The sequence below is a fragment of the Allobosea sp. P1_A7 genome (genome assembly GCF_056406775.1).
Genome location: NZ_JBFTZN010000009.1, coordinates 13,212 through 37,629 on the forward strand (window position 1 = coordinate 13,212; position 24,418 = coordinate 37,629).

Sequence of the window (24,418 nt, forward strand, 5' to 3'; positions counted from 1 at the left end):
CCCGTCTGGACGGCCGATCCTTATGCGGCGTGGCGCGTGGAGCCCTCGACGACAACATAGGGCTCGCCGCTAGACAGGCCTTCGACGCGCGCCCTGACGCCATAGACCTCGTCCAGCAGCGACGGCGTCACGATCTCGCGCGGCGCGCCGATCGCGACCAGGCGCGTCTTGGCCAGGACAAGGACCCTGTCGGCGACGCGCAACGCCTGATTAAGATCGTGGATCGAGATCAGGACGCACATGCCGCGGTCCCGCGCCAGTCGACGCACGAGCGACAGCACTTCGAACTGGCGATGCAGGTCGAGCGCGCTCGTCGGCTCGTCGAGCAGGAGGATGTCCGGTTCGCGCGCCAGCGTCTGGGCGATCGAAACCAACTGGCGCTGACCGCCGCTGAGTTCCCCAAGCCCCCTGAAGGCGAGATCCTCGATCTCGAGATCGCGCAGCACGCAATCGATCCGCTTGAGCTCGTCATCGCTGACCGACCATGTCCCGCCCTGCTTGAAGGCGAGCAGGATCGATTCGTAAACCGTGAGCACTGCGTTCACCGCCGTATCCTGCGGCAGGTAGCAGGACAACGGCGCGCGGCGCCCGGGCACGGAGCTCTCGCCGGAAATGCTGACCTCGCCCGCCCCTGGCACAAGGCCGGCAATCCGTCGGAAGAGGCTCGACTTGCCGGCCGCGTTCGGGCCGATCACGGCAACGACCTCCCCGCCGCTGAGCAGCGGTGTGGTCACTTCGCTCAGAACGACCTTGCGGCCGTAACGGACGCCGACCTCGCGAAGCTGCAGGCCAACTACCATGACCGCTTCCGATTGGTCAGGATCAAGCTGAAGAAGAACGGCACGCCGATGAGCGCCGTTACGATGCTGATCGGGAAGATGAGGCCCGGTATCAGCGACTTGCTGACGACCGAGGAGGCCGAGAGGATGGCGGCACCGGCGAGCGCAGATGCCGGCAGGAAGAAGCGCTGATCCTCGCCGATCACCATGCGCGCGATATGCGGGCCGACGAGGCCGATGAAGCCGATCGTGCCGACGAAGGACACGGGCACAGCCGCCAGCAGGCTGACCAGCAGCATGATCTCCAGCCGCAGCCGCCTGACATCGATGCCGAAGCTTGCCGCCTTCTCGTCACCGAGACGCAGCGTGGTAAGGGCCCAGGCGCGGCGCATGAAGAAGGGCACGCACAGGACAACCACGGCACTGGTGATCGCAAGCTTGTTCCAGCTTGCCTTCGTCAGGCTCCCCATCATCCAGAAGACCACAGCGCCGAGCGCCTGCTCCGAGGCGAAGAACTGCAGCAATGCGAGGAGGGCATTGAAGGTGAAGACCAGGGCGATGCCGAGCAAGATCACCGTCTCGGTCGTCACGCCGCGGGACTGGCTGAGCACATGGATCAGCATGGCCGCCCCCATCGCCGCGATGAAGGCGTTCAACGGCACGATATAATCGACGGCGAACGGCAGGATGGCGACGCCGAACACGAGCGCGAGCGCCGCGCCAAAACTGGCTGCAGCCGATATCCCAAGGGTAAACGGGCTGGCGAGCGGGTTATTCAGGATCGTCTGCATCTGGGCGCCCGCCATGGCCAGCGAGGCGCCCGTCACAACCGCCATCAACGCCACCGGCAGGCGGATGTCCCAGATCACGACGCGCACGGCAACCGGGACGCTGTCCGGCATCACGAGCGCACGCACGACATCGGACGCCGCATAGCGGGCCGGGCCGATCATCAGGTCGGCAATGAAGCTCAGCAGCAGCAGCAGAAAGAGCCCGGCGAGGATCATGCGCCGGCGCGCGTTCAGGGCGCGATAGCTCGCCCGCCCCCCGCCCTCGCGCACCGCCTCGGCAGCGGCGCCAGATATTCCGATCTCGCTCATCCCTTGGCCTCGACGGTCACCCAGTAGCCGGGCTGGTAAGGCAAGGGCAGAAAGCGCTCATGCAGGGCCTTCAGTGTGGCGTCAGCATCGACATCCCTGAACAGGTCGGGATGCAGCCATTTCGCGATCTCCTGGATCGCGACGAACTGGTAGGGGCTGTTGTAGAACTGGTGCCAGATGCCATGGACGCGGCCATTCCTGACGGCGGCCGTCTGCGCGAAGGCGGGGCGGCGCGACAGCGCAGCGAGCTTGCGGCGCGCCTCGATCAGGTCGACGCCGGGGCCAAGGCCGACCCAGGCCCCACCCGGGACATAGGCCTCCCAATTGCCGCCGGTGACGATGACGACATCAGGATTGGCGGCGACGACGGCCTCGGCATTGACCGTACCGAAGGTCCCGGKGATCAGGTCGCCCGCAAAATTCTTGCCCCCGGCGATCTCGACCATCTTGCCGAAATTCTCGTTGCCGAACGACATGCAGCAATCGTCGGAATAGCCCCCGGCGCGCTCGATCATCACGACCGGCCGCTTCAATGCCGTAGCCTTGGCAAGACGGTCCGTCACCAGCGAGATCTGCTCGGCCCGGAACGTGATGAAGTCCTCCGCAAGCGCCTCCTTGCCGAAGAGCTTGCCGATCAGCCGCATGGACGGTTCGGTGTTCTGGAAGGGCTTCTCGCGGAAATCGACATAGACGACGGGAATGCCGACGGAGGCGAGTTTCTCGACCAGCTTGGCCTCGTCGCTGGCGATCTTCGCCTCGACATTCAGGAAGAGAACGTCCGGCTTCAGCGCTATCGCCTGCTCGACGTCGAATGCGCCCTCCTTCATGCCACCGAAATTCGGCAGTTTGGCAATCGCGGGATAGCGGGCGAGATAGGCCTTGTAGCTGTCGGGGTCGGCTTTCGGCAGATCGTCCCGCCAGCCGACGACACGCTTGAACGGATCGTCCCTGTCGAGCGCGGCGACGAAGTACATCTGCCGCCCTTCGCCCAGGATCACGCGTTCGACTGGCGCGTTGACCTCGACCGCCCGGCCGAGAACATCCGTGACCCTGACCTTCTCCGCGAAAGCAGGCAACGTCGACGCGATGAGGCCAATGGTCAGAGTGGCTACTTGAATAACCCTGTGAAGCAATGCCATCACGCCACCACCTAAACCTCGTCTGAGCTGGGCGGCTCGTATGAAATGACACAAGGTCGGTCAAGGCATATCTTTTAGAATACATCCAATCTACTTGATTAAACGAATTCTAAAGTGAAGAACAGACCGCTCATTCACAAAACTTCTCGGCGCGAACCGAAGGAAAGACTTGTGAGACGCAGCGCAGCGTGGTGAAAGGTGCCGGAAACGGACCAAGACAAGGCGAATGATCGATGTCGACCACGATCGCAAATCGCAGCCTGAAGGATGAAATCCGGGACTATTGGTCCATCAGGTCAGAGACATTCGATACGACGCCAGGCCACGAGATCTTTTCCCTGGAAGAACGGCGCGCATGGCTCGCGCTTCTGTCGCGGCACCTTGGCACCGATCAGGGGCGCCGGGCGCTCGACCTGGCCTGCGGCACGGGGGTGATCTCGCTGCTGCTGTCGGAACTCGGCTTTTCGGTGACCGGCCTCGATCTCTCCGAGGCCATGCTGGCGCGTGCCCGCGCCAAGGTCTCGGGCAAGGGACCGATCAAGCTCTTCCTCGGCGATGCCGAGAATACGCTGGAGCCCTCGGATAGTTACGACGCAGTAGTCACCCGGCATCTTGTCTGGACCCTGCCCGACCCGCCGGCCGCCTTCGCCGAATGGCACAGGGTACTCAAGCCGGGCGGACGCGTCGCGATCATCGACGCGGACACCATCAACACCCCACCGGACAGGCGGTTGATCAAGTGGCTCGCACGACTTGTCAAACGCCTGAGCAGGAATGTGCCGCCTCCCCCACCTTATGCGGACACCCATGCAAGCATCCTGTCGCGCGTCTATTTTTCTGATGGGTGCCGCCCCGATGCCGTCGCCGAGTTGCTGAGGCAGGCAGGGTTCGAGGACGTCGTCGTCGACCGCGACCTTGGCCCGATCCACCGCGCCCAGGGTCGCTTCATGCCGCTCTTCCAGCGTCTCGAGCGCGCAGCGCAAAACCGCTTCCTGATCTCCGCACGCAAGCCGTCCTAAGGTGATTACCGCCTCCCCCGCACAGACGGACCTGGCAGGCGAAGGCGGCGGCATGCCCTGCGCCGCGTCCTGAGACGCGCCGCATTCGCCCCGACCCGGGCGAGCCAGCATCGTCCGAGCCCGCAACCTCAACATGAATGGCGGCTCGCCGCTCCGCGCCGCAGTCCGGCGAAAGGCTGGAACAGCGCCGCCTTGCGCAGTCGCTTGCCTCTCCGATCTGGCCGACGCCCGGTTGTGCGCAGCCTCGTCGTCGAACTCCCTTCCCTGGCATTCCTGGTCCTGTCGGCCTGACCGGGCTCGGCAAGGAAGCTTGACCTGCACCGGATCGAGCGCTGGGCGGGTCGGACTGCCTGCAGCTTCAACGGACGCACACAAGCCAATCAGGCAGGACCGCCGTTGATCCGGCACTCCAGGGCCATAGCGCCTCGTCCGAGCGCATTCCACCCTCAATCCTTAACGCTTGTTGACTCTTCGGTCAGGCGCGATATTGTTCCTGTTATTGCAACTCAAGTTCCATTTTATGGAACTTTTCTAGACTCACCCGGATGTCCATTCTGTCGGCGGCCGTCGATGTGCTCCGTTGCTTCTCCAGCACGCGTCACGATGTGACGGTGACGGATCTCGTTTCCTTGCTTGGAATGCCGAAGAGCAATGCGTCGCGACTGCTGCGGGCGATGCGCGACGAGGGGCTGCTGGAAACGGTCGGCGACAGCAAGCGCTACCGCCCCTCCCTGCTGCTCAATCAGGTCGGCCATATCTACCGCTTCGCCGCCTCGCTGATCGACCGGGCCGATTCCGTGATCGGGCGCATCTCGGACGAGGTCGGACATACCGGCTATATCAGCGTGCGGCGCGGCACCGACATCGTCGGCGTCACGGCCCATCCCGGACGGCACGCCCTGCGCGTCGTCACGTCGATTGGCGATCGAATTGCCGCCTTCGCGTCCAGCACCGGCCGCGCCCTGCTCGCCCGCCTTCCCGACGACGAGGTCCGCCGCCTCTATGCCGGCGGTTTCGAACCGCCGTCCGATACAGCCCCGCAGGGCCTCGACGAACTCCTGGCGCGGCTCGCCGTCACACGACGCGAGGGCTACGCCGAATCCCATGACGAGGCGGTCAGGGGCGTGCGCGCCATCTCGGTTTCGGTCGGCGATCCGAGCACCGGCGACGAAGTCGCGCTCTGCATTTCCTTCCCGGCAGCGACCGTCACGCCGGAGGAGCGCCTCGCCATTATCCGTTCTCTGGGAGAAGGCGCCGCCGAGATCGCGGCGCTGACCCGGGACCCGCTTTTCTTTCCCCTACATCCCTCAATCGCGGAGACAGCTCCATGAGCAATCGTTGGCGCATCGGCTTCGATATCGGCGGCACCTTCACCGATTTCATCCTTTATGACGGCCAGGAGCGCTCGGTCCTGCTGCACAAGCGCCTGACCACGCCGCATGATCCGTCCGAGGCTGCCCTGATCGGCCTTGGCGAACTGACCGAGATGGCCGGCATCACGCTGGCCGATATCGGCGACATCGTGCATGGCACAACGCTGGTGACCAACGCGGTGATCGAGCGCAAGGGCTCCAAGCTCGGCCTGATCACCACGCGCGGCTTCCGCGACATCCTCGAAATGGGCACCGAGCAGCGCTATGACATCTACGATCTGTTCCTGACCTTCCCGGAGCCGCTGGTCTCGCGCGAGCTTCGTCTCGAAGTCGCGGAGCGTATCGACCGCGACGGCAAGATCGTGACGGCGCTCGATGCAACCGCGGTGCGTGCAGCCGCCAGCGAGCTGGCCGCTGCCGGCTGCGAAGCGATCGCGATCTGCTTCCTGAACAGCTACCGCAACTCCGCCCATGAGCAGGAAGCCGGCCGGATCGTCCGGGACGCCTGCCCCGAACTCACGGTCTCCCTGTCGAGCGAGGTCGTCGCCGAAATCTGGGAGTATCAGCGCTTCGTCACCACCGCGGCGAACGCCTATGTCCAGCCACTGATGCGGCGCTATCTGGAACGGCTGGAGCGCGAACTCGCAGCCCGCTCGTTCACCGGCTCGCTGCGGTTGATGCATTCGGCTGGCGGCCTGGTCTCCCCCGAGACCGCTCGCACCTTCCCGATCCGCCTGCTCGAAAGCGGCCCTGCCGGCGGCGGCCTTGCGACAGCCTTGTTCGGCGAGCTCGCCGGCCACAAGGACGTCATCTCCTTCGACATGGGTGGCACCACCGCCAAGGCCTGCATGATCGAGGACGGCCGCGCTGAGATCGCACCGATGCTCGAAGCCGGTCGCGTCAACCGCTTCGCCAAGGGCTCCGGCCTGCCGATCAAGGCTCCCGTCATCGACATGATCGAGATCGGCGCCGGAGGCGGCTCGATCGCCGCCATCGACGAGGTCGGCCTGCTCAAGGTAGGCCCGCACTCGGCAGGCTCCGACCCCGGCCCGGCCTGCTACGGCATGGGCGGCACCAAGCCGACCGTCACCGACGCCAATCTGGTGCTCGGCTATTATGATCCGGGCTTCTTCCTCGGAGGACGCATGGCGCTCGATCTCGCGGCCGCGCGCAAGGCTGTTGCCTCGGTGGCGGAGCCGCTCGGCCTCTCCGTGGAAGAAGCAGCCTGGGGCATCCACAAGGTCGTCGTCGAAAGCATGGGCGCCGCGGCGCGTGTCCATCTCGTCGAGAAGGGCAAGGATCCGCGTCACTACGCCATGGTCGGCTTCGGTGGGGCGGGCCCGGCGCACGCCGTCGATGTCGCCCGCGTGCTCGGCGTCCGGCAGGTCATCATTCCGCCGGCCTCCGGCGCGGCTTCGGCGCTCGGCTTTCTCGCCGCGCCGCTCTCCTTCGACATGGTGCAGTCGCTGCCGGTCGAGTTCTCGGAGGGCTTTGACGCCCAGGCCGTCAACACCGTGCTCAGCGAGCTGGAGGCGCAGGGCCGCAAGCACCTGCTCGAGGCCGGCGTGAAGCCAGCCGACATCACGGTCGAGCGCTCGGCCGATATGCGCCTCGTCGGCCAGATGCACGATATCGCGGTGACGTTGCCGGCCGGCACGATCGATACATCGAGCCTGGACGCCATCCGCGCTGCCTTCGCCACCACCTATTCGGCGCGCTACACCTCGGTCTACGAGGGCGCCCGTCTCGAGGCGATCAACTTCCGCGTCCGCTGCGCCGGTCCGGTGCCGAGCCTCTCGCTCTCCGGCGCGGCCGGCGGCGGCGATGCCGGCACCAAGGTGAAGGGCACTCGCCAGGCCTGGTTCGAGAGCGGCTGGAGCGAGGCGACCGTCTATGATCGCTACGCGCTGCGGCCGGGCGACTCCATCAAGGGTCCCGCGATCATCGAGGAGCGCGAAGCGACGACCATCGTTCCTCCCGGGGATACGGTTGCGATCGACCAGGTACTTAACCTGCTGGTCAGCGTCGGGCGGGCCAGCGCCGCCGAGACCACGATCAGCGCCGACATGCCGCTGGCTGAGGCCGCGCGCCGGATCGAGGCCGACCCGATCTCGCTGGAGATCATGTGGAGCCGCCTCGTCAACGTCGTCGAGGAGATGTGGCTGACCGTCTGCCGCACGGCCTTCTCGCTGGTGATCTCCGAAGCGCAGGATTTTGCCTGCGAGCTGCTCGACCCCGAGGGCGAGACGCTGGCTCATTCGCCACGCGCCATGCCGGTGTTCAACCTGACCCTGCCGCGCGCCGTCAAGGCGCTGCTCGAGCGCTATCCGGCCGACACCCTGAAGCCCGGCGACGTTCTGATCACCAATGATCCCTGGCTCTGCGCCGGCCATCTCTTCGACATTGCCGTGGTCACGCCGGTGTTCCTGGGCGACCGCGTCGTCGGACTGATGGGCACTGTCGGCCATGTCTCCGATATCGGCGGCACCAAGGACAGCCTCAGGGCCCGCGAGATCTACGAGGAAGGTTTCCAGATCCCGCCGATGAAGCTCTACGAGGCTGGCCGGATCAACGAGACACTCGTCCGCCTGCTGGGCGAGAACGTCCGCAATTCCGAGCAGGTTCTCGGCGATCTGCACTCGTTCGTCGCGGCCAATGCGATCGGCGCCGAGCGCCTGCAGTCCTTCCTGAGCGATTACGGCATGCAGGATCTGCGCGCCCTCGCCTCGGTGGTGCAGGACCGTTCCGAGAAGGCCATGCGCGAGGCCATCGCCGCGTTGCCGGACGGGACCTATCACGGCACCGTCTCGAACAACCCGCTCGGCACGCCGATGACCTATCCGCTGGCGCTGACGGTCAAGGGCGACACGATCCATCTCGACTTTGACGGCGCCCCACCGCAGCTGCCGCAGGGCGGGCTCAACTGCACCCTGAACTACACAATGGCGCATGCGACCTACCCGCTGAAATGCATGCTGACGCCGAATGTCCGCGGCAATGCCGGCTGCTATCGCGCCTTCTCGATCGACGCGCCGAAGGGCTCGATCCTGAACTGCGACAAGCCGCTCGCGGTCAACCTGCGGACGCGCACCGGCTGGTACATCGCGCCGAACATCTTCCGCGCCCTGTCACAGGCCGCTCCGAACCAGGTCCAGGCCTTCACCGGACTACCGGTGGCGGCGAGCGTCTATGGCCGGGACCAGGCGGGTGATACCTATTCCGACATGCTTTTCGTCGGCGGCGGCCAGGGCGGCTCGGCCCATGGCGACGGCAAGTCCGGCCTTCTCTATCCGACCTCGGCCGCCAACACCTCGATCGAGACCTTCGAGGCGCGCGTGCCGGTGCTGGTCGTGGAGAAGACCTATCTCACCGACTCCGGCGGTGCCGGCGAGCATCGCGGCGGCCTCGGCCAGCGCGTCCGCCTGCGCAAGCTCTCCGATGACGGTCTCCCGACGCTGGTCTCGCTCTATCCGGAAGGCGTCAACAACCCGATCCCGGGCCTGTTCGGCGGCAAGGCCGGCGGCGGAGCATCAGGGCGGGTCATCGATGAGCAGGGCCATGTCCTGAAGGATGTCGGGACGGGCGACCTCGTCCAGGTCAAGCATCCCCATGAGATCGTGGAACTCGTGCTCGCCGGCGGCGCCGGCTACGGCGCGGCGGCGGAGCGCTCCCGCGACGCCATCGCCCGCGACATCGCACTCGGCCTCGTCTCACCGGAGGCCGCCAAGCGCGACTACGGGGTCCAGACCGGCCATGCGACGCACGACGTCGGCGAGGCCAAGGCCGGCATCCTTGTTGCCTGACGACTGACATCAACAAGCACATCTGCCCCTCCAGGGGCCAATAACGGGGACTGAGGCATGAAGGACCAACCGAAAGGAGTGCCTCAGCGGCACCCGAGCCTGTTCGAGCCCGGGACGCTGGTGCTGATCGCCATTCTTTGCGTCTTTGGCGCGATCATTGGCATGCAGCTTCTGGTCTCCCTGGGCATCACGGCAAACACATCGCTAATCGGGGCGCTCGCCGCCATGGCGCTTGCGCGCGTGCCGATAGCGATGTTCACGCGCTACCGCTCGATCCATGTTCAGAATCTGGCTCAGAGCGCGATCTCGTCCGCGACATTCGGGGCTGCCAACAGCCTGCTGCTGCCGATCGGCATTCCCTTCCTGCTTGGTCGCTCCGATCTGGTGCTGCCGATGCTGGCAGGCGCCTTCGCGGCGATGCTGCTCGACGCCTACCTGCTCTACCGGATGTTCGATTCCCGGGTGTTTCCGGCGACCGGTGCCTGGCCCCCGGGCGTTGCCGCCGCCGAAGCGATCAAGGCCGGCGACGAGGGCGGACGCAAGGCGGTGCTGATGGGGGTCGGCTTCGTCACCGGCATCCTGGCCTCCTTCGTCAAGGTGCCGCTCGCGGCCATCGGCTTTGTCGGCTCGACGGCGGTCTCCGGCATTCCGATGTCCGCCTTCGGCGTCGCCTTCATCGGCAATATCTGGGCGCTCTCGATGTTCGGCGTCGGCCTGCTGCTGCGCGGCTATTCCAGCCAGCTCTTCGGCGGCCCGCTCTTCGCCGAGATCATCCCGAAGGGCGATCTGATGGCGGCCTATATCCCGCACGGCTTCATGATCGGCGCAGGGCTGATTGCCCTGTTTCAGGTCGCGCAGCTCCTGTTCAGGCGCAGCGAAGCCCAGAAGCTGGCCGAGGCGGCCTCCGGCGTTTCCGATGCGGAAGTCAGGCGCGCGCTCGGTCTCGGCACCATTGCCTATCTCGTGATCGCGGTCTTCATCGCGCTGGTCGGCGGCCTGATGAGCGATATGTCGATCGGGATGTTGATCCTGTTCGTGCTCTATGCCGCCTTCGCGGCCTATGTGCATGAGCTCATCGTCGGCCTCGCCGCGATGCACTCTGGCTGGTTCCCGGCCTTCGCCGTCGCACTGATCACGCTGATCATCGGCATGCTGATCGGCTTCCCGATGCCGGCGCTTGCGTTGCTCGTTGGCTTCTCCGCCGCGACGGGGCCTGCCTTCGCCGACATGGGCTATGATCTGAAGGCCGGGTACATCCTGCGCGGCAACGGCGCCGATCCCGCCTTCGAGCGCGACGGCCGTCGGCAGCAGCTCTTTGCTGCGATGTTCGCCTTCGTCATCGCCGGTGCGGTGGTGCTGGTCTCCTACCAGTCCTATTTCGACCAGAACCTCGTCGCCCCCGTGAACAAGGTCTATGCCGCGACGATCAAGGCCGGCGTGGCGCCAGGCGTCGCCTGGCAGCTCTTCCTCTGGGCGATCCCGGGCGCGATCCTGCAGTTCATCGGCGGCCCGAAGCGCCAGATCGGCGTGCTCTTCGCCACCGGCCTGCTCATCAGCTTCCCGATGGCGGGGTGGGCCGTCCTGGCCGGCATCGTCTGCCGGCTTGTCTGGGAGAAGCTGCGCGGCAGCACAGGCGAAGGGGACATGGAGGTCTTCGCCGCCGGCATCATCGCCGGAGACGCGATCTTCAGCTTCTTCGACTCGGTGATCAAGAACTTCAGGCGCTAAAGCAACGGCCCGAAAACTGCTTCGCGGTTTTCGGGACGGCCGATGCGAACACAGAGCTGGATCATCGGACCGGAAACGAGATCCRATCGATGATCTCAGCGCCCGTGCCGGAAACGGCACGGGCGTCCCATTCGACAGAGGACGGCCTCGCATGCGCAAACTCGGAACCCTGACCATCGGCCAGGCGCCGCGCTCCGACATCACGCCCATTCTCGACGCGGTGATCGGCTCCGACCTGCCGCGCCGCCATGCGGGTGTGCTGGACGGGCGGAGCAAGGCCGAGATCGAGCGCGACTTCGGCCCTCGCGCCGGAGCTGCCGTGCTGATCACCAAGCTGCTGGACGGCAGCTCAGTCATCATCGACAGGAGCCGCACCGAAGCTGCGGCGCAGGCCAAGATCGCCATGCTGGAAGCCGAGGGCTGCAGCACGATCCTGATGCTCTGCACCGGCCATTTCGAGACCCTGGCGGCAGACAGGGCGCAACTGATCGAACCTGATCGGATCCTGCCGCCAACGGTCGCCGCCCTCACCCCGGGCGCGCAACTCGGCATCATCGTGCCGCTCGCCGAACAGATCGCAAGCGAGGCCGGGAAATGGGCCGGGCTTGATCGCAAACCGCTCTATGCTGCGGCCTCGCCCTATGGCGGGCCTGGTTCCAACCTGTCCGAGGCGGCCCGCGACCTCGCCAGGCGCGGTGCTAAGGTTCTGCTGATGGACTGCATGGGTTTCGTCGAGGCTCATCGCCGCGAGGCCGCGGAAGCCGCGAAGCTGCCTGTGATCCTCTCCAACAGCCTGATCGGCAAGCTCGTTTCCGAGATCGTCTGARCACGCCCGTCACGCTCGGCCCCAATCTCGGGCAGATCGCCATGCAATGGAGTTCCGGGAGGACGCAGGGACTGGCCTGACATCGGCCACACCCGCCCTTGCGCCGGTGCTTCTGAACGGCAAACGGAAGACGGCGTCTGGCGCCTCGCCTTGAGCCGCTCCTCCGACCGGTCAGGGCTCGTTCGATTATTTCAGATTGCCGAAGTGGTTCTTCTGCGTGACGCCGGCCCGGATCCGATGCTCTTCGATCGCCCGCTCGTGGCCATCGGAGCCCCGCACCCGGTCTTGTCGGTGCCTGATTTCGCCCGCTGGCAGCACCCGAGGGATCTGGTAAGTTCCGAGACCGGATCTGTCGCGGAAGTCAAAATTCAGGCTGATCACATCAGCCTTCCCTTAGTTACCGGTCATGGAGCAACTCCTCGCTCTCGCAGCGCTCGTCGAGGAGGCTGCCCACGAAGGTAGCCCCGTCGCTGCAATGATCGGTGATCGCAAGGTTCACGACATGCCCGTCCTCGCAGAGCAGCCTGATCTCATAGGAGAGCAGCAAGGGTGCGACCTGACGTAGATCGAGGTCGAAATGCCCGCGGCATCTGCCGTTCGCGTTCCGGGATGTTTCGAAACTGTAAGATACAGGCTGGCGCGTACCGTCGCGCCAGATGATCTGGCCCTTGCCCTGAAGCCAGGTGACCTGGCGTTCGCTTTGCACGACGAGCTTCCAGCCTTGACCGGCGCCAACCCGGCACCGCGGCCCGCTCTCGGTTCAGGTTGAACGGAAGCGGCGATGCAGTGAGCGCTCTTCCAGGGCACCAGGCAAGCAAAATCCGCGCGTCATCTCAGCACAGAGGCACGCCCAGGAACGCCTCTCGGAAAGGGTACAACCTAACAGAGAGGCACGTGCCACCGTCCCACACTCTGTGCAGCCCGCAGCAATGCCCCTCCCCCCTTTCGAGAAGGGCAGCACGCGACGTCACGGCAAGTCCATTCTGGGATCGAGCGCGTCGCGCAAACCGTCTCCAACGAAGTTGAAGCTCGTAACGGCGAGCGTGATCGCCGCCCCGGGCAGGATCGCAAGCCATGGCGCGCTGGTGAGATAGCTTTGGGCGTTCTCCAGCATATTGCCCCAGCTTGGAGTCGGCGGTTGGATGCCGTAGCCGAGGAAGCTGATATAGCTCTCGGCCAGGATCGCATGGGCGACGTTCAACGTCGCGGCAACGACGATCGGTGCGATCGCGTTCGGCAGCAGCTGACGAAACATGATGCGGCCGTTGCTGGCGCCCATCGCGACCGCTGCAACCACATAATCGCGGGTGCGGAGCGATTTTATCTGAGCCTCGACGACCCGCGCCACCTCCATCCACGAGGTCATAGCGATCAGCATGACGATCGAGGGCACCGACGGCAAGATCAGGGCCGAAACAGCAAGCAGCAGGAAGATCGAGGGGAAGCACAGCATCGCGTCGACGAAGCGCATCAGGGCAGCCCCGACCGCACCTTCGTAGAATCCGGCGATCATGCCGATGCAGATGCCGATCGCCATGCTGATCAGCATGGCGGAAAAGCCCACTGCGAGTGAAATCCGCCCGGCCATTAGCAGGCGGGCCAGGATATCGCGCCCGAGAGGATCGGTGCCGAGTACATGCGGGCCCGAGAAGGGTGGCGCGAAGCGCTGCCGGATGTCGATGAACGTGTCGCTATAGGGCAGCAGCATCGGCCCGAAGATGCAGGCGAGCGTCATCGCCACGATTGCCACCGCTCCGAAAACCGCCAGCCGGTGCCGGCGGAAACGGCGAAAGCCGGGGCTGTTCCAGACGAATGGCGAAGCTGCGATCCGGACTTCGGTGACGCCGGTGAGATCAGTGCTCATCAGCCATTCCTCGCAATCCGCGGATCGGCGAGACCATAGAGCAGGTCGGCGATCAGACTGCCGAGCAACACCAGGACGGCGGTGAACATCAGGATGCCCATCACGGTCGGATAGTCGCGATAGCTGATCGAGTCGAGGAAGAGCCTCCCCATGCCCGGCCAGGTGAAGACGGTCTCGGTCACCAGTGCGCCCGAAAGCAATGTCGGCACATGCAGGCCGGTGATGGTGATCATTGGCAGCAGCGCATTGCGAAGGGCGTGCCGCAGCAGGACCTGGCGCTCCGGCACGCCCTTGGCCCGGGCGGTGCGGATATAGTCCTGATTGACGACCTCAAGCATCGAGGAGCGCATGTAGCGGCTCCAGACCGCCGTCGAGACCAGCGCGAGCACGATGCAGGGCCCGATCAGATGATGGATCCGGTTGAGCACCGAACCATCGCCGATGGTGTAGCGGTTGCCGGCAGGTAGCCAGCCGAGCCCGACCGAGAAGACATAGATGATGACAAGGCCGAACCAGAAGGTCGGGATCGAGAGCGCGATCATGGCGCCGATCGTCGCGAGTGAATCGAACAACGAGTAGCGTCGGATCGCGCCAAGAATACCGAGCCAGGCGCCGAGCAACATGGCGAGCAGCGTCGAGCTCAGCATCAGTTCCATCGTCGGCCCGATATGGGAGGCGATGATCTGCAGCACCGGCTGATGGTCGCGATAGGACAGCCCCCAGTCGCCGCGCAGCATGCGCCAGAGCCATTCCGCATATTGCAGCGGCAGCGGGCGGTTGAGGCCGAGCTGTTCAGCGATGCGGTCGAGATCGGCCTGGGTCATGTCGCCGCCGGCGGCGAACTGCGAGAGCGGCCCGCCCGGAGCCARGTGCAGGATCGCAAAGCCGATTATCGAGACGATGAGCAGCAGCACGAGCGCCTGCAGCAGCCGTCGCACGAGAAAGGTGCTCATGGCGCCGTGTTCCCGGGGGGGCCGTTCATGGTCTCAGCGCGCCCAGTACCAGCTGCCCATGTTCCAGGTATTCTGGCGGGCATTGATATTGGGCTCGTAGCCGATGAGCCCTTCCTTGTAGCCCTCGACCGGAACATATTGGTAGATCGGCAGGATCGGCAGTTCCTCGCGGACGATTTCCTGCAATTTCCAGTAGACGGCCTTGCGCTTGGCCTGATCGAAGGTTTCCTGGCCCTCCTTCAGCAGCTTGTCGACTTCGGCATTCTGCCACTGCATCTGGTTGGCGCCACTGCCGTTCTTGGCGGGTATTGCATCAGAGGCGAAGCGCGAGGCCGGATCGGGATCGATCACGGTGCGGAAGGCGGTGCCGACCAGCAGCGACTGGAACTTCGAGCGCGTATAGAACTCGCCCCAGATCACCGCGGCCGGCATGTTGTTGATCTTCATGGAAACGCCGACCTGCTGCCAGTCCTGCATCATCAGTTGCTGGCACTGCTCGCGTAGCGAGGCGCCGGTCGTCGTCGAGACCGCGAACTCAAGCGGCACGCCGTTCTTCATGCGAACGCCGCTGCCGCTGCGTTTCCAGCCAGCGTCGTCGAGCAGCTTGTTAGCCTTGGTGAGGTCGTAGCTCTGCTGCGGCAGGTTGGGATTGTAGGCCCAGGATTCCTGAGGCGCGAAGGACTCCGTCGGCTTGTGCAGGCCATAGAAGATGACGTCGATGATCGCCTGCTTGTTGATCGAGGCGTAGAGAGCCTGGCGCACCGCCTTCTCGGACAAGGCCGGATGCTCGAGATTGGGCATCAGGATTTCGAGCGAGGCGTTCGGGATCTTCACGATCTTGCGGCCCGGCAGCTTCACGGCCTCGGCATAGAAATTCGCCGGGATGCCAGTGCCGATAATGAGGTCGACCTGTCCCGTGCGGAACTGTGCATAGAGAGCCGTCTGGTCCGGCACATATTTGAGGACAGCCTTCTCCAGATAGGGGCCCTTGCCGTGATAACGCTCATTGGCGACGAGCGTGATGTTGTCGCCCGGCGTGCGCTGCCCCCATTTGAAGGGCCCGGTACCGACCGGCGCGCCGTTGAAGGGTGCGGTATTCGGGTCGCTGGCTTTCTCAAGCAGATGCTTGGGCACGATGAAGGTGTTGGAGAGCAGCGCGAGATAGGGCGCGTAGGCCTTCTCCATGCGCCAGGAGATCTCATGCGGTCCCTTGACCACGATGTCCTTGACCAGCGCATGGCCGACCCGGGTGCGGCTCTTGAAGCCCGGCGCATTGATCAGCTCCAGCGTGTATTTCACGTCCTCGGCCGTGAAGGGCGTCCCGTCATGCCAGGTGATGCCCTCGCGCAGTTTGACTTTCCAGGCCAGGCCACCTTCCGAGATGCCCCCATTGGCCTCGCTCGGCACCTCGGTTGCGAGATCGGGCATCAGGTTGCCCTGAGGGTCGGCGAGCCACATCGTATTGAAGACCTGCATCCAGACGGTCTCGTCGACCTCGATGCCAGGCATGAGCGGGTTGAATGCTGTCGGCTCCTGCGACAGGCCAACGACGACCTGGCCGGTCGGTTTAGCGGGCGGTGGCGGAGCAGGCTTGGTCTGGGCGCTGGCTCCAACCCCCGAGGCGGCCAGCAGGCCGCCCGCTCCGAGCGCGAGAAACTGGCGGCGATGCAATGCCGGCATCGGGAAAGCCGAACGGGTCGTTCCGTCGGAGTGCTTTATCATCCGGTAACCCCTCTTTTGCTTGTTTTGCGGAAGTCCCGGGCGCCCCGGGCAATTCAGGCGGAAACGATCGCGCATCCACGCCGCCCGCTTCATCCGTCGGGTCGTTCGCGGGCGCGGCCGGTCCTTCAACCGCGTGCCTAGGTTAGGCCTGCACCCACCCGCCTCGTATGCCGATCACGGCGCCCGGCCGGGCATAATCTGCCGATTCAACCACCGCCTTTGGCATAGGGTTCTGCACCGGACCGGGTCTTATCGAGCCGATCAAATCGGATCGGCCGTGCGGATGGATTGGTCGTTGCCCGCGCGGAGCGGTCCCGCAGCGCAAGGAAAGCCAGCCTATGTCTCCTCCGGTCACCCGCGTCCGTAGCGACGAGTTTCTGCCGAAATCTGCCGATGTGGTGGTCATTGGCGGTGGCATCGCCGGCACGAGCGCGGCCTATGAGCTGGCAAAGAAGGGGCATTCGGTCGCACTGGTTGAGAAGGGGCACCTCGCCGGCGAACAGTCGAGCCGGAACTGGGGCTGGTGCCGCCAGCAGAATCGCGACCTGCGCGAATTGCCGCTGGCCCAGCGCGCCGTCGAGATGTGGAACGGGTTGAACGAAGAACTCGGAGCCGAGACGGGCTTCCGCCGCACCGGGCTGCTCTATGTGACGACCAAACAATCCGATCTCGATATCTGGTCGAACTGGGCCGACCGCGCCCGCGAGTATCAGATGCATAGCCGGATGCTGACGGCTGCCGAGGCCAAGGCCATGTCTCCGGGCAGTACGGAGAACTGGATCGGCGGAGTGCATTCGCCGACCGACGGGCGGGCCGAGCCCGCGCTGGCGACCCCGGCCATCGCCGAAGGGGCGCGCAAGCGGGGGGCGACCATTCATCAGAGCTGCGCCGCACGCGGACTGGAGACCGAGGGAGGCAGGGTTTCGGCGGTCGTCACCGAAAAGGGCACGATCCGGACCAGCGCAGTGCTCTGCGCCGGCGGAGCCTGGAGCTCGATGTTCTGCCGCCATCACGGCCTCAAGCTGCCGCAGGCGGGCGTGCGCTCCACCTCCTTTTTCACGGAGGCCGCGCCGCAGGTGATCGAGGGCGGGCTGTCCATGCCCGATCTCACCTTCCGACGCCGGATCGATGGCGGTTATACCGTCGGCATCAGCGGACGCGGCCTGCTCGAACTCACTCCGCAGGGCATGCTCTACGCCCAACAGTTCTGGCGGACCTTCAAGAAGCGGCGCTGGGGCCTGACCATCCGGGCTGGCCGGTCCTTCTTCGCCGGGCCGGAGGCGATCTCCCGCTGGAGCAACGATGGCATCTCGCCCTTCGAGCGAATCCGCACCTTCGATCCGCCGGCACAGGAGGAGCTGATCAGCTTTGCCCTGACACGGCTTGGGCAACTCTATCCGCAGCTCGCCAATGTGAAGATCGCGCATAAATATGGCGGGCTGGTCGACTTCACCCCGGATTGGATTCCGGTCATCTCCGGCGTCGCGACCCTGCCCGGCTTCTATATCTCTACGGGCTATAGCGGTCACGGCTTCGGCATCGGCCCGGCCGCCGGGCGCCTTGCCGCCGACATCGTCGCCAACGACACCCCCATCGTCGATCCACACCCCTATCGCTACAGCCGCATGATCGACGGGACCGATCTCGGCGAGCCCGGCATGATGTGACGCGCCTTYCAATGTCTTGAAGACAAGCCACCGCATCGGGGTTGGGTCTTGCCATAGCTGCATCCGCCAATCGGCATCGAGACCGCGCTGCGGCATTGAGTCCGGCGCCGATGCAAAGATGATCCAATGCCGCCCGCAGCGCGGTCGCTAACGTCGCGACGAAACCCTGCCGGAGCGCCCCGCCTATGTCACCGACGCTTGAACGCATCGCCAGCAATGCGCGCCTGCCGGCCCAGGCCGATATCATCGTGATCGGTGCCGGAATCGTCGGCAGCGCAGCAGCCTATTTCCTGGCGAAGCGCGGGCACAGCGTAGCACTCCTTGAGAAGGGCGTCGTCGGCGGCGAACAATCGAGCCGGAACTGGGGGTGGTGCCGGCAGCAGAACCGTGACGCCCGCRAACTGCCCCTCGCCATGCGCGCCATGGAGCTCTGGGACGGGCTCAGCCGCGACATCGGCAGTGATATCGGCTTCAGGCGCAGCGGCCTGATCTATGCCAGCAATGATGCCGGCCAGATCGCGCAATGGGACAAATGGCGCGGAACCGCACAGCAATTCGGCATCGATACGCGCATGCTCTCCGGCAGCGAAGCAGTCGCCATGACGGCAGGCACCGGCCACTCCTGGCTCGGCGGGGTCCATTCGGTCAGCGACGGCAAGGCTGAGCCTGCCCTCGCCGCACCTGTCCTCGCAGAAGGCGCCCGTTCGCAKGGTGCGAGCATCCATCAGGATTGTGCTGCCCGCGGCCTCGACGTCACGAATGGCGCRGTCTCAGGCGTGATCACCGAGAAGGGCCTGATCCGAACGCGCTCCGTCATCCTTTCCGGCGGCGCCTGGGCATCAGCCTTCTGCCGGCGCCATGGCATCCGGTTTCCGCAGGCGAGCATCCGCTCGACCATTCTGCGGACAGAAGTCGCGCCCAGATTACTCGATGCGCTCTACACCCCCGACTGCGCCCTGACGCGTCGGCTCGACGGCAGCTACACGATCGCGATCAGCGGCAAAGGCACACTTGAAGTCACGCCGCAGGGACTGCGCTATGCGCGCGAGTTCCTGCCGATGTTCATCAAGCGGCTGAAAGCGGTCGAGTTCGGCCTCGGCACCTCCTTCTTCGAGGGGCCGGAGGCGCTCGGAGGCTGGGCTTTCGACAGGGAGACTCCCTTCGAACGCATCCGCGTGCTCGATCCCGTGCCGAGCCGCAGGTCCGTTGCGCTGACGCTGGCAAGGGCACGGGCGCTCTACCCCGCACTTCAAGACGTCGCCGTCCGGGAGAGCTGGGGCAGCTATATCGATTCAACGCCGGACGCCGTGCCGGTGATCTCGCCCGTCGCGGGTCTGCAGGGCTTCGTGCTGGCGGCCGGTTTCAGCGGGCATGGCTTCGGACTCGGGCCCGCGGCCGGCCATCTGGCGGCCGATCTCGCCGTGGGGGACAAACCGATCGTCGACCCGCGTCCCTTCCGGCATTCGCGCCTGATCGATGGCTCGCGGGGCGAGATCGGCGAATTCTGAACATCGCCCGTCGGTGTCGGACAGCCCTTCATTCGGCCTTTTGCAGCCGGCGGCAATTCATGCTGAACCGGGGCAGATGATCGGCAGAATCTTTGCTCGGCCGGACGCAATTCCAAGTCCGCGCCTGCACACCGGCCCTAGTCTTGGATGCAACGCGGCAGATCGTGCTGGCGCGGCAACTTCTGATGGCGAGAGACGCGATGAGCACCCTGCGGCCGAAATTCGTGACCTTCGATTGCTATGGCACGCTGATCAATTTCGAAATGGGCCCGGCGGCGCGGCGCGTCTATGGCGCACGCCTGTCCCCCGAGGTCATGGACGGTTTCTGCGAGAGCTTCAGGGGGTTTCGCCTGGACGAGGTCCTTGGCGCCTGGAAGCCCTTCATCGAAGTGGTCCATAACTCGGTGGAGCGCAGTTGCAGAGCCTGGAAGATCACGTTCGACCCGGCCGACGCCCAGGCCATCTACGACGAGATTCCGAGCTGGAACCCGCACCCGGATGTGCCGGCAGGCCTCGCCAAGGTCGCCAGGGAGATCCCCCTCGTCATCCTCTCGAATTCGATGAAGGAGCTGATTCCGCACTCCGTCGTCAAACTCGGCGCCCCCTTCCATGCGGCCTATACCGCGGAGGAGGCGCAGGCCTACAAGCCGCGCCTGCAGGCGTTCGAATACATGTTCGACATGCTGGGCTGCGGACCTGAAGACGTCGTGCATTGCTCGTCCAGTCTGCGCTACGACCTGATGAGCGCCTACGACCTGAAGATCGGTCAGCGGGTCTTCGTCAATCGCGGTCACGAGCCCGGCATTCCAGCTTACGGCTACCGCGAAATCAAGGACATCGGCGGCCTGCCAGGCCTGCTCGGGCTCTGACGCCGATGCGCGATTTCGACCCTGACGCCATCGCCTTCGCCACGGGCCATTTCATCGCCGGCAGCAACATCGATGGCCCCGGTGAAAGGATCAGCGTCACCCGACCATCCGACGCCGTAACCTATGCCGATCTGCCGGTCGCATCGGCGGAGGTTGTTGATCGGGCTGTCGAGGACGCAACGCATGCGGTCAAGCGCAGTGGCTGGGCGACGCAGCCCCCGCGCGACCGGGCGCGTGCCATGCGGCGCTGGGCCGAGTTGATCGAGGCGAAGAGCGAGGCACTCGGCCGGCTGGAGGCGCTGGGCTCGACACGCCCGATTGCCCAGGCCGTGAGCGGCGACGTCGCCAGCACAGCCGAGGGCATCCGCTTCTTCGCCGAATGGGCGGACAAGCTCGGCGGCGACGTCGCCGCGACGCGGGCCGACCATTTCGGCATGATCGTCTCCGAGCCCTATGGTGTGGTGGGGGCGATCACGCCCTGGAACTTCCCGCTCAGCATGGCCAGCTGGAAGGTCGGCCCGGCGCTCGCCGCCGGCAACGCGATCGTCCTGAAACCGTCCGAACTGACGCCGTTCTCGACCGTGAGGCTGGCTGAGCTCGCCGTCGAGGCCGGAATTCCGCCCGGTATCTTCAATGTCGTACAGGGCACGGGCGCGGTGACGGGCGACGCACTCAGCCGCCACCCCGGCATCGCCAAACTCTCCTTTACCGGCTCCACCCGTACGGGCATCGCCGTGATGAAGGCCGCGGCCGAGACCGGCATCAAGCCGGTAACACTGGAGCTCGGCGGCAAGAGCCCGCAGCTCGTCTTCGCTGACGCCGATCTCGACAAGGCAGCGGATTGCATAGCCAGCTCGCTCCTCGCCAATGCCGGCCAGGCCTGCGTGGCGGGTTCGCGGCTGATCGTTCAGCGGCAGGCCACTGATACCCTGGTCTCAGCTCTGCTGGCGCGGCTCTCGCGCATCGCGCCAGGTCCGACCTGGAAATCGTCGACGGGCTTTGCGCCGATCATCTCGGAGATCCAGGCCCGGCGCATCGATGCGATCCTGGCCCGCAGCCGCGCCCAGGGCGCCGAGGTGCTGTTGGGAGGAGGAAGGATCGAGGGTCACGGCGGAGCCTTCTATCAGCCGACCTTGCTCACAGGCGTCGATGCGGACACCGCGGCGGTGCGTGAGGAGATCTTCGGCCCGGTGCTGACGATCCAGCGCTTCGACACCGAGGAGGAAGGCTTCGCCCTCGCCGACCACCCCGAGTATGGGCTCGCGGCCGGCGTCTACACCTCCGATCTCGGCCGAGGCCTGCGGGCCGTACGCCAGATCAAGGCGGGCACGGTCTGGATCAACCGCTATAACCGCACGCTCGACTTCATCCTGCCGACCGGCGGGTACAAGAGCTCCGGCATCGGCAAGGATCTCGGCCGGCAAGCCGTCGAGACCAATCTGCGGCACAAGACCGTGCTGATCGACATCGGTGCGTGAAGGCTTACGGCCACTCGCGCGCAGCCGAGCGCGGTCGGGAAGGAGCCGATMGATCGCCTCGATTCCGGCCCGAGCTGACGACGGTTTCCCCCCTGCTTCAGCGATGCTGAAGCAGGCAGGCTGAATCCACGAGCCTCATCATCATTCCCGACAAGCCGCGACGCGGAGGCCCGGGTGTTCGATGGGGCTCCTCTCGTTGACGCCTCCTCAGTGACGCCAGTCCTGGTAGCGGTAATAGGCGCCGACGAAGGGGAGGAACCAGGGCGGACCGAAATGGCCTGGCACTGCGGGCCAGGCGAGCCCCGCCAGCGGATTCGCATTCACGTCCCCGCCCATGACGCGGGCTATGATCTGGCCCATATGCACCGACATCTGGGTGCCATGGCCGCTATAGCCCAGGGCATAGAACACGCCGTCACGCTCGCCGGCGCGCGGCAACCGGTCAGAGGTCATGTCGACCAGACCACCCCAGCAATAGTCGATGCGGACGCCGGAAAGCTGCGGAAAGAGTTCAAGCATCCGCGCCTGCAAAATCGCACCGCTCTTGGCATCGGATTTCGGGCTCGACAGTGCGAAGCGGGCGCGGCCGCCGAAGATCAGGCGATTATCCGGCGTGAGGCGGAAATAGTTGCCGATATTCTTCGTCGTCGTCGCGGTGCGCCGCATCGGAAGGATCGATGCAGCAAGTTCGGCCGAAAGCGGCGCGGTGGCGATGATGAAGCTGCCCACCGGCACGATGCGCCGCCTGAGCCAGGCGAACGGCCCCTGCCGGGAGGCCCCGGTCGCAAGCAGCACCTGCCCGGCCTCGATCTCGCCGCGGCTCGTCACGACCCTGTGCGCACGCGCCTTGAGGCGGTGAAGCTCCGTCACCGCAGCGTTCTCATAGATGCTCGCGCCACGCCGCGCAGCGGCATCGGCCAGCCCGACACCGAAACGGCCCATATGCATGTGGGCACTGCGCGGGAAGACCAGTCCGCCATGGAATCCGTCGGAACCGATTTCCCGGCGGATATCTTCCGGCCGGACCACGGTGAGATCAGGCTCGACGGTGCGCGACAGCAACTCCGCGCTCTTCTGCAACTTGGCGAAGTGCTCGGGCTTGGCCGCGAGCTTGATCTTGCCGGTGCGGATAAAATCGCAATCGATCGCCTCGCTTGCGACCAGCCTCTCCACCTGATCGACCGCATCATCGAAGGCCCGGTAGAGCGCCACGGCACGGTCCTGGCCCAGGCTGGCTGCGAGACCGCCGAGATCATGGGCGAGCCCGTTATTGCAGTGTCCGCCATTGCGCCCGGACGCCTCGCCGATCACACGGCCCGCCTCCAGAACCGCAACGCTTGCGCCGGATTTTGCCAGGGCCAGGGCCGCCGAGAGCCCGGTGAAGCCACCGCCGACGATGGCGACATCGACAGTGCCTGCGAGCGGACCTGTGGCGCCTCCGCCAAAACGCGGCGCCGTCGCAAGCCAATAGGGTTCGAGTTTCATCAGCGATCGATCCGCGGGTCAGCGCCGGCTGTCAGGGCCGGAAAGGCGTTGCGAACCGGTCTGCGCAAGCTGTTGCCCAGACGCGGTCCGATTTGGAAGCCCGAGCATGCGACATTCTAAGCCTATGTATTGTATGAATTTTACTATTCTCGAAAGCCAGCGGCGCACCTATACTTGGGCTTCATTCCAGATGAGGCTCGCAGGGGTGGATTACAAAACGGCCAAGCGCCCACTTGACTATGCGATCGATATCCGCGCGATGACCGAGGCCGATCTCGGCCAGGCACACCAACTCTCGATCGCCGTCGCCTGGCCGCATCGCCCTGAGGACTGGCGGCTGGTATTCGAGGTCGGATATGGCCTCATCGCCTGCGATCTGATCGGTCGTGCGCTCGGGACAGCGATGTGGTGGCCCTTTGGCGAACATTTCGCCACGATCGGCATGGTTATCACCTCGCCCCGCCTCCAGGCGCGAGGTGCGGGCCGGCGGCTGATGGACACGATCTTCGAACAATCCGGGCAGCGCGATCTGCGCCTGAATTCGACGCGCGAAGGCTACCGGCTCTACCGCTCGCTCGGCTTCGAGCCCATCGGCCGTGTCTTTCAGCATCAGGGCCGCGTCGAGGATGCAGGCCCCGCCACCGATTCCACGATCTCGGTAAGGCCAGTGGTTGTGGATGATCTTGACGCTATCGCCCGTCTCGATGCGATGGCCTATGGCGCGGATCGGACGCGGGTGATCAAGGCCCTGATGCCGCAATCGATCGGGACGATCCACGAACGCAACGGAGAGGCCGTCGGCTTCGCGCTGTGCCGCCACTTCGGGCGAGGCCATGTCGTCGGGCCGATCGTGGCGGAGGACGATATGGCGGCGATTGCTCTGACCCGGCCCCATGTCCAGGCACATGAGGGCGAGTTCCTCCGGGTCGACACTGCGATGGAGCAGGGCTTGTTCGGCGGTTTCCTCGAATCCTGCGGCATGATGATCCACGACACCGTGACGACGATGATCCGCGGCAACAATCATGCGGCGCGCGGCACGATGCGCACCTTCGGGCTGATCAACCAGGCCCTGGGTTGACGGTTAGATCATCGGACCGGATAT

At 65.3% G+C, this 24,418-nt stretch carries 19 protein-coding genes; 10 read left to right on the plus strand and 9 right to left on the minus strand.

Annotated elements, in window-relative coordinates; all coding sequences use genetic code 11:
* Window positions 1–20: 20 nt before the first annotated feature.
* From AC1D34_RS02425 to AC1D34_RS02435, 3 genes are read right to left on the minus strand one after another with little or no spacing between them, the layout of a single operon-like run.
* On the minus strand, window positions 21–800 hold the full coding sequence (locus tag AC1D34_RS02425) for an ABC transporter ATP-binding protein (protein WP_476770952.1): 780 nt from the start codon (window positions 798–800) through the stop codon (window positions 21–23).
* Window positions 794–1,879, minus strand: a complete 1,086-nt coding sequence (locus tag AC1D34_RS02430) for a FecCD family ABC transporter permease (protein ID WP_113515844.1) — start codon at window positions 1,877–1,879, stop codon at window positions 794–796. Before AC1D34_RS02430 ends, AC1D34_RS02425 begins: the two co-directional genes overlap by 7 nt.
* Window positions 1,876–3,018, minus strand: coding sequence for an ABC transporter substrate-binding protein (locus tag AC1D34_RS02435; protein ID WP_476823407.1), 1,143 nt, complete (start codon window positions 3,016–3,018; stop codon window positions 1,876–1,878). The genes AC1D34_RS02430 and AC1D34_RS02435 overlap by 4 nt, the downstream gene beginning before the upstream one ends.
* A gap of 233 nt (window positions 3,019–3,251) precedes the next feature.
* Here AC1D34_RS02435 and AC1D34_RS02440 point away from each other — a divergent pair, with 233 nt between their 5' ends.
* The 5 genes from AC1D34_RS02440 to AC1D34_RS02460 all read left to right on the plus strand — a co-directional run bounded on the left by AC1D34_RS02440 (window position 3,252) and on the right by AC1D34_RS02460 (window position 11,767).
* Window positions 3,252–4,037 carry a class I SAM-dependent methyltransferase gene (locus AC1D34_RS02440; RefSeq protein ID WP_441505919.1) on the plus strand — a complete coding sequence of 262 codons (786 nt, stop codon included), beginning with the start codon at window positions 3,252–3,254 and terminating at the stop codon, window positions 4,035–4,037.
* A gap of 545 nt (window positions 4,038–4,582) precedes the next feature.
* Window positions 4,583–5,368, plus strand: coding sequence for an IclR family transcriptional regulator (locus AC1D34_RS02445; RefSeq protein WP_441505920.1), 786 nt, complete (start codon window positions 4,583–4,585; stop codon window positions 5,366–5,368).
* Entirely contained in the window at window positions 5,365–9,213 is a 3,849-nt protein-coding gene (locus AC1D34_RS02450) for a hydantoinase B/oxoprolinase family protein (protein WP_476823408.1), read from the plus strand. Before AC1D34_RS02445 ends, AC1D34_RS02450 begins: the two co-directional genes overlap by 4 nt.
* Before the next feature lie 57 nt (window positions 9,214–9,270).
* Window positions 9,271–10,941, plus strand: a complete 1,671-nt coding sequence (locus AC1D34_RS02455) for an OPT/YSL family transporter (protein WP_441505922.1) — start codon at window positions 9,271–9,273, stop codon at window positions 10,939–10,941.
* 151 nt (window positions 10,942–11,092) lie between these two features.
* Window positions 11,093–11,767, plus strand: a complete 675-nt coding sequence (locus AC1D34_RS02460; protein WP_441505923.1) for an AroM family protein — start codon at window positions 11,093–11,095, stop codon at window positions 11,765–11,767.
* Window positions 11,768–11,953: 186 nt separating this feature from the next.
* On the opposite strand, the gene AC1D34_RS02465 is transcribed toward AC1D34_RS02460, so the two are convergent.
* The 5 genes from AC1D34_RS02465 to AC1D34_RS02485 form a co-directional block, all read right to left on the minus strand.
* Window positions 11,954–12,148, minus strand: a complete 195-nt coding sequence (locus AC1D34_RS02465) for a hypothetical protein (protein WP_441505924.1) — start codon at window positions 12,146–12,148, stop codon at window positions 11,954–11,956.
* A 16-nt stretch (window positions 12,149–12,164) separates the two neighbouring features.
* The gene (locus tag AC1D34_RS02470) at window positions 12,165–12,473 is read right to left on the minus strand and encodes a hypothetical protein (protein ID WP_441505925.1); all 309 of its coding nucleotides are present in this window, start codon (window positions 12,471–12,473) and stop codon (window positions 12,165–12,167) included.
* A gap of 261 nt (window positions 12,474–12,734) precedes the next feature.
* Complete coding sequence (locus AC1D34_RS02475) at window positions 12,735–13,631, minus strand: ABC transporter permease (protein WP_441505926.1); 897 nt, start codon at window positions 13,629–13,631, stop codon at window positions 12,735–12,737.
* Entirely contained in the window at window positions 13,631–14,584 is a 954-nt protein-coding gene (locus AC1D34_RS02480; protein WP_476823409.1) for an ABC transporter permease, read from the minus strand. Before AC1D34_RS02480 ends, AC1D34_RS02475 begins: the two co-directional genes overlap by 1 nt.
* A gap of 33 nt (window positions 14,585–14,617) precedes the next feature.
* On the minus strand, window positions 14,618–16,306 hold the full coding sequence (locus AC1D34_RS02485; protein ID WP_476768325.1) for a peptide ABC transporter substrate-binding protein: 1,689 nt from the start codon (window positions 16,304–16,306) through the stop codon (window positions 14,618–14,620).
* 338 nt (window positions 16,307–16,644) lie between these two features.
* Between AC1D34_RS02485 and AC1D34_RS02490 the strand changes: the two genes are divergently transcribed.
* The 4 genes from AC1D34_RS02490 to AC1D34_RS02505 all read left to right on the plus strand — a co-directional run bounded on the left by AC1D34_RS02490 (window position 16,645) and on the right by AC1D34_RS02505 (window position 21,828).
* Complete coding sequence (locus AC1D34_RS02490) at window positions 16,645–17,973, plus strand: NAD(P)/FAD-dependent oxidoreductase (protein WP_476768326.1); 1,329 nt, start codon at window positions 16,645–16,647, stop codon at window positions 17,971–17,973.
* A gap of 185 nt (window positions 17,974–18,158) precedes the next feature.
* Window positions 18,159–19,481 (plus strand): NAD(P)/FAD-dependent oxidoreductase, encoded by a 1,323-nt coding sequence (locus AC1D34_RS02495; RefSeq protein WP_476823410.1) that lies wholly within the window; start codon window positions 18,159–18,161, stop codon window positions 19,479–19,481.
* A 200-nt stretch (window positions 19,482–19,681) separates the two neighbouring features.
* Window positions 19,682–20,350 (plus strand): haloacid dehalogenase type II, encoded by a 669-nt coding sequence (locus AC1D34_RS02500; RefSeq protein ID WP_476768328.1) that lies wholly within the window; start codon window positions 19,682–19,684, stop codon window positions 20,348–20,350.
* Between the two features lie 5 nt (window positions 20,351–20,355).
* Window positions 20,356–21,828, plus strand: coding sequence for an aldehyde dehydrogenase family protein (locus tag AC1D34_RS02505; RefSeq protein ID WP_476823411.1), 1,473 nt, complete (start codon window positions 20,356–20,358; stop codon window positions 21,826–21,828).
* A gap of 207 nt (window positions 21,829–22,035) precedes the next feature.
* Here the strand turns inward: AC1D34_RS02505 and AC1D34_RS02510 are convergent, their stop codons facing one another.
* Window positions 22,036–23,313, minus strand: coding sequence for an NAD(P)/FAD-dependent oxidoreductase (locus AC1D34_RS02510; RefSeq protein ID WP_476768330.1), 1,278 nt, complete (start codon window positions 23,311–23,313; stop codon window positions 22,036–22,038).
* A gap of 205 nt (window positions 23,314–23,518) precedes the next feature.
* Here AC1D34_RS02510 and AC1D34_RS02515 point away from each other — a divergent pair, with 205 nt between their 5' ends.
* Complete coding sequence (locus AC1D34_RS02515) at window positions 23,519–24,394, plus strand: GNAT family N-acetyltransferase (RefSeq protein ID WP_476768331.1); 876 nt, start codon at window positions 23,519–23,521, stop codon at window positions 24,392–24,394.
* Window positions 24,395–24,418 lie beyond the last annotated feature (24 nt).

Excerpts from the sequence above, each read along its gene's own strand:
- AC1D34_RS02425 (WP_476770952.1), bottom strand. The coding sequence starts at position 800 with ATGGTAGTTGGCCTGCAGCTTCGCGAGGTCGGCGTCCGTTACGGCCGC.
- AC1D34_RS02430 (WP_113515844.1), bottom strand. The coding sequence starts at position 1,879 with ATGAGCGAGATCGGAATATCTGGCGCCGCTGCCGAGGCGGTGCGCGAG.
- AC1D34_RS02440 (WP_441505919.1), top strand. The coding sequence starts at position 3,252 with ATGTCGACCACGATCGCAAATCGCAGCCTGAAGGATGAAATCCGGGAC.
- AC1D34_RS02445 (WP_441505920.1), top strand. The coding sequence starts at position 4,583 with ATGTCCATTCTGTCGGCGGCCGTCGATGTGCTCCGTTGCTTCTCCAGC.
- AC1D34_RS02450 (WP_476823408.1), top strand. The coding sequence starts at position 5,365 with ATGAGCAATCGTTGGCGCATCGGCTTCGATATCGGCGGCACCTTCACC.
- AC1D34_RS02455 (WP_441505922.1), top strand. The coding sequence starts at position 9,271 with ATGAAGGACCAACCGAAAGGAGTGCCTCAGCGGCACCCGAGCCTGTTC.
- AC1D34_RS02460 (WP_441505923.1), top strand. The coding sequence starts at position 11,093 with ATGCGCAAACTCGGAACCCTGACCATCGGCCAGGCGCCGCGCTCCGAC.
- AC1D34_RS02475 (WP_441505926.1), bottom strand. The coding sequence starts at position 13,631 with ATGAGCACTGATCTCACCGGCGTCACCGAAGTCCGGATCGCAGCTTCG.
- AC1D34_RS02485 (WP_476768325.1), bottom strand. The coding sequence starts at position 16,306 with ATGATAAAGCACTCCGACGGAACGACCCGTTCGGCTTTCCCGATGCCG.
- AC1D34_RS02490 (WP_476768326.1), top strand. The coding sequence starts at position 16,645 with ATGTCTCCTCCGGTCACCCGCGTCCGTAGCGACGAGTTTCTGCCGAAA.
- AC1D34_RS02500 (WP_476768328.1), top strand. The coding sequence starts at position 19,682 with ATGAGCACCCTGCGGCCGAAATTCGTGACCTTCGATTGCTATGGCACG.
- AC1D34_RS02505 (WP_476823411.1), top strand. The coding sequence starts at position 20,356 with ATGCGCGATTTCGACCCTGACGCCATCGCCTTCGCCACGGGCCATTTC.
- AC1D34_RS02510 (WP_476768330.1), bottom strand. The coding sequence starts at position 23,313 with ATGAAACTCGAACCCTATTGGCTTGCGACGGCGCCGCGTTTTGGCGGA.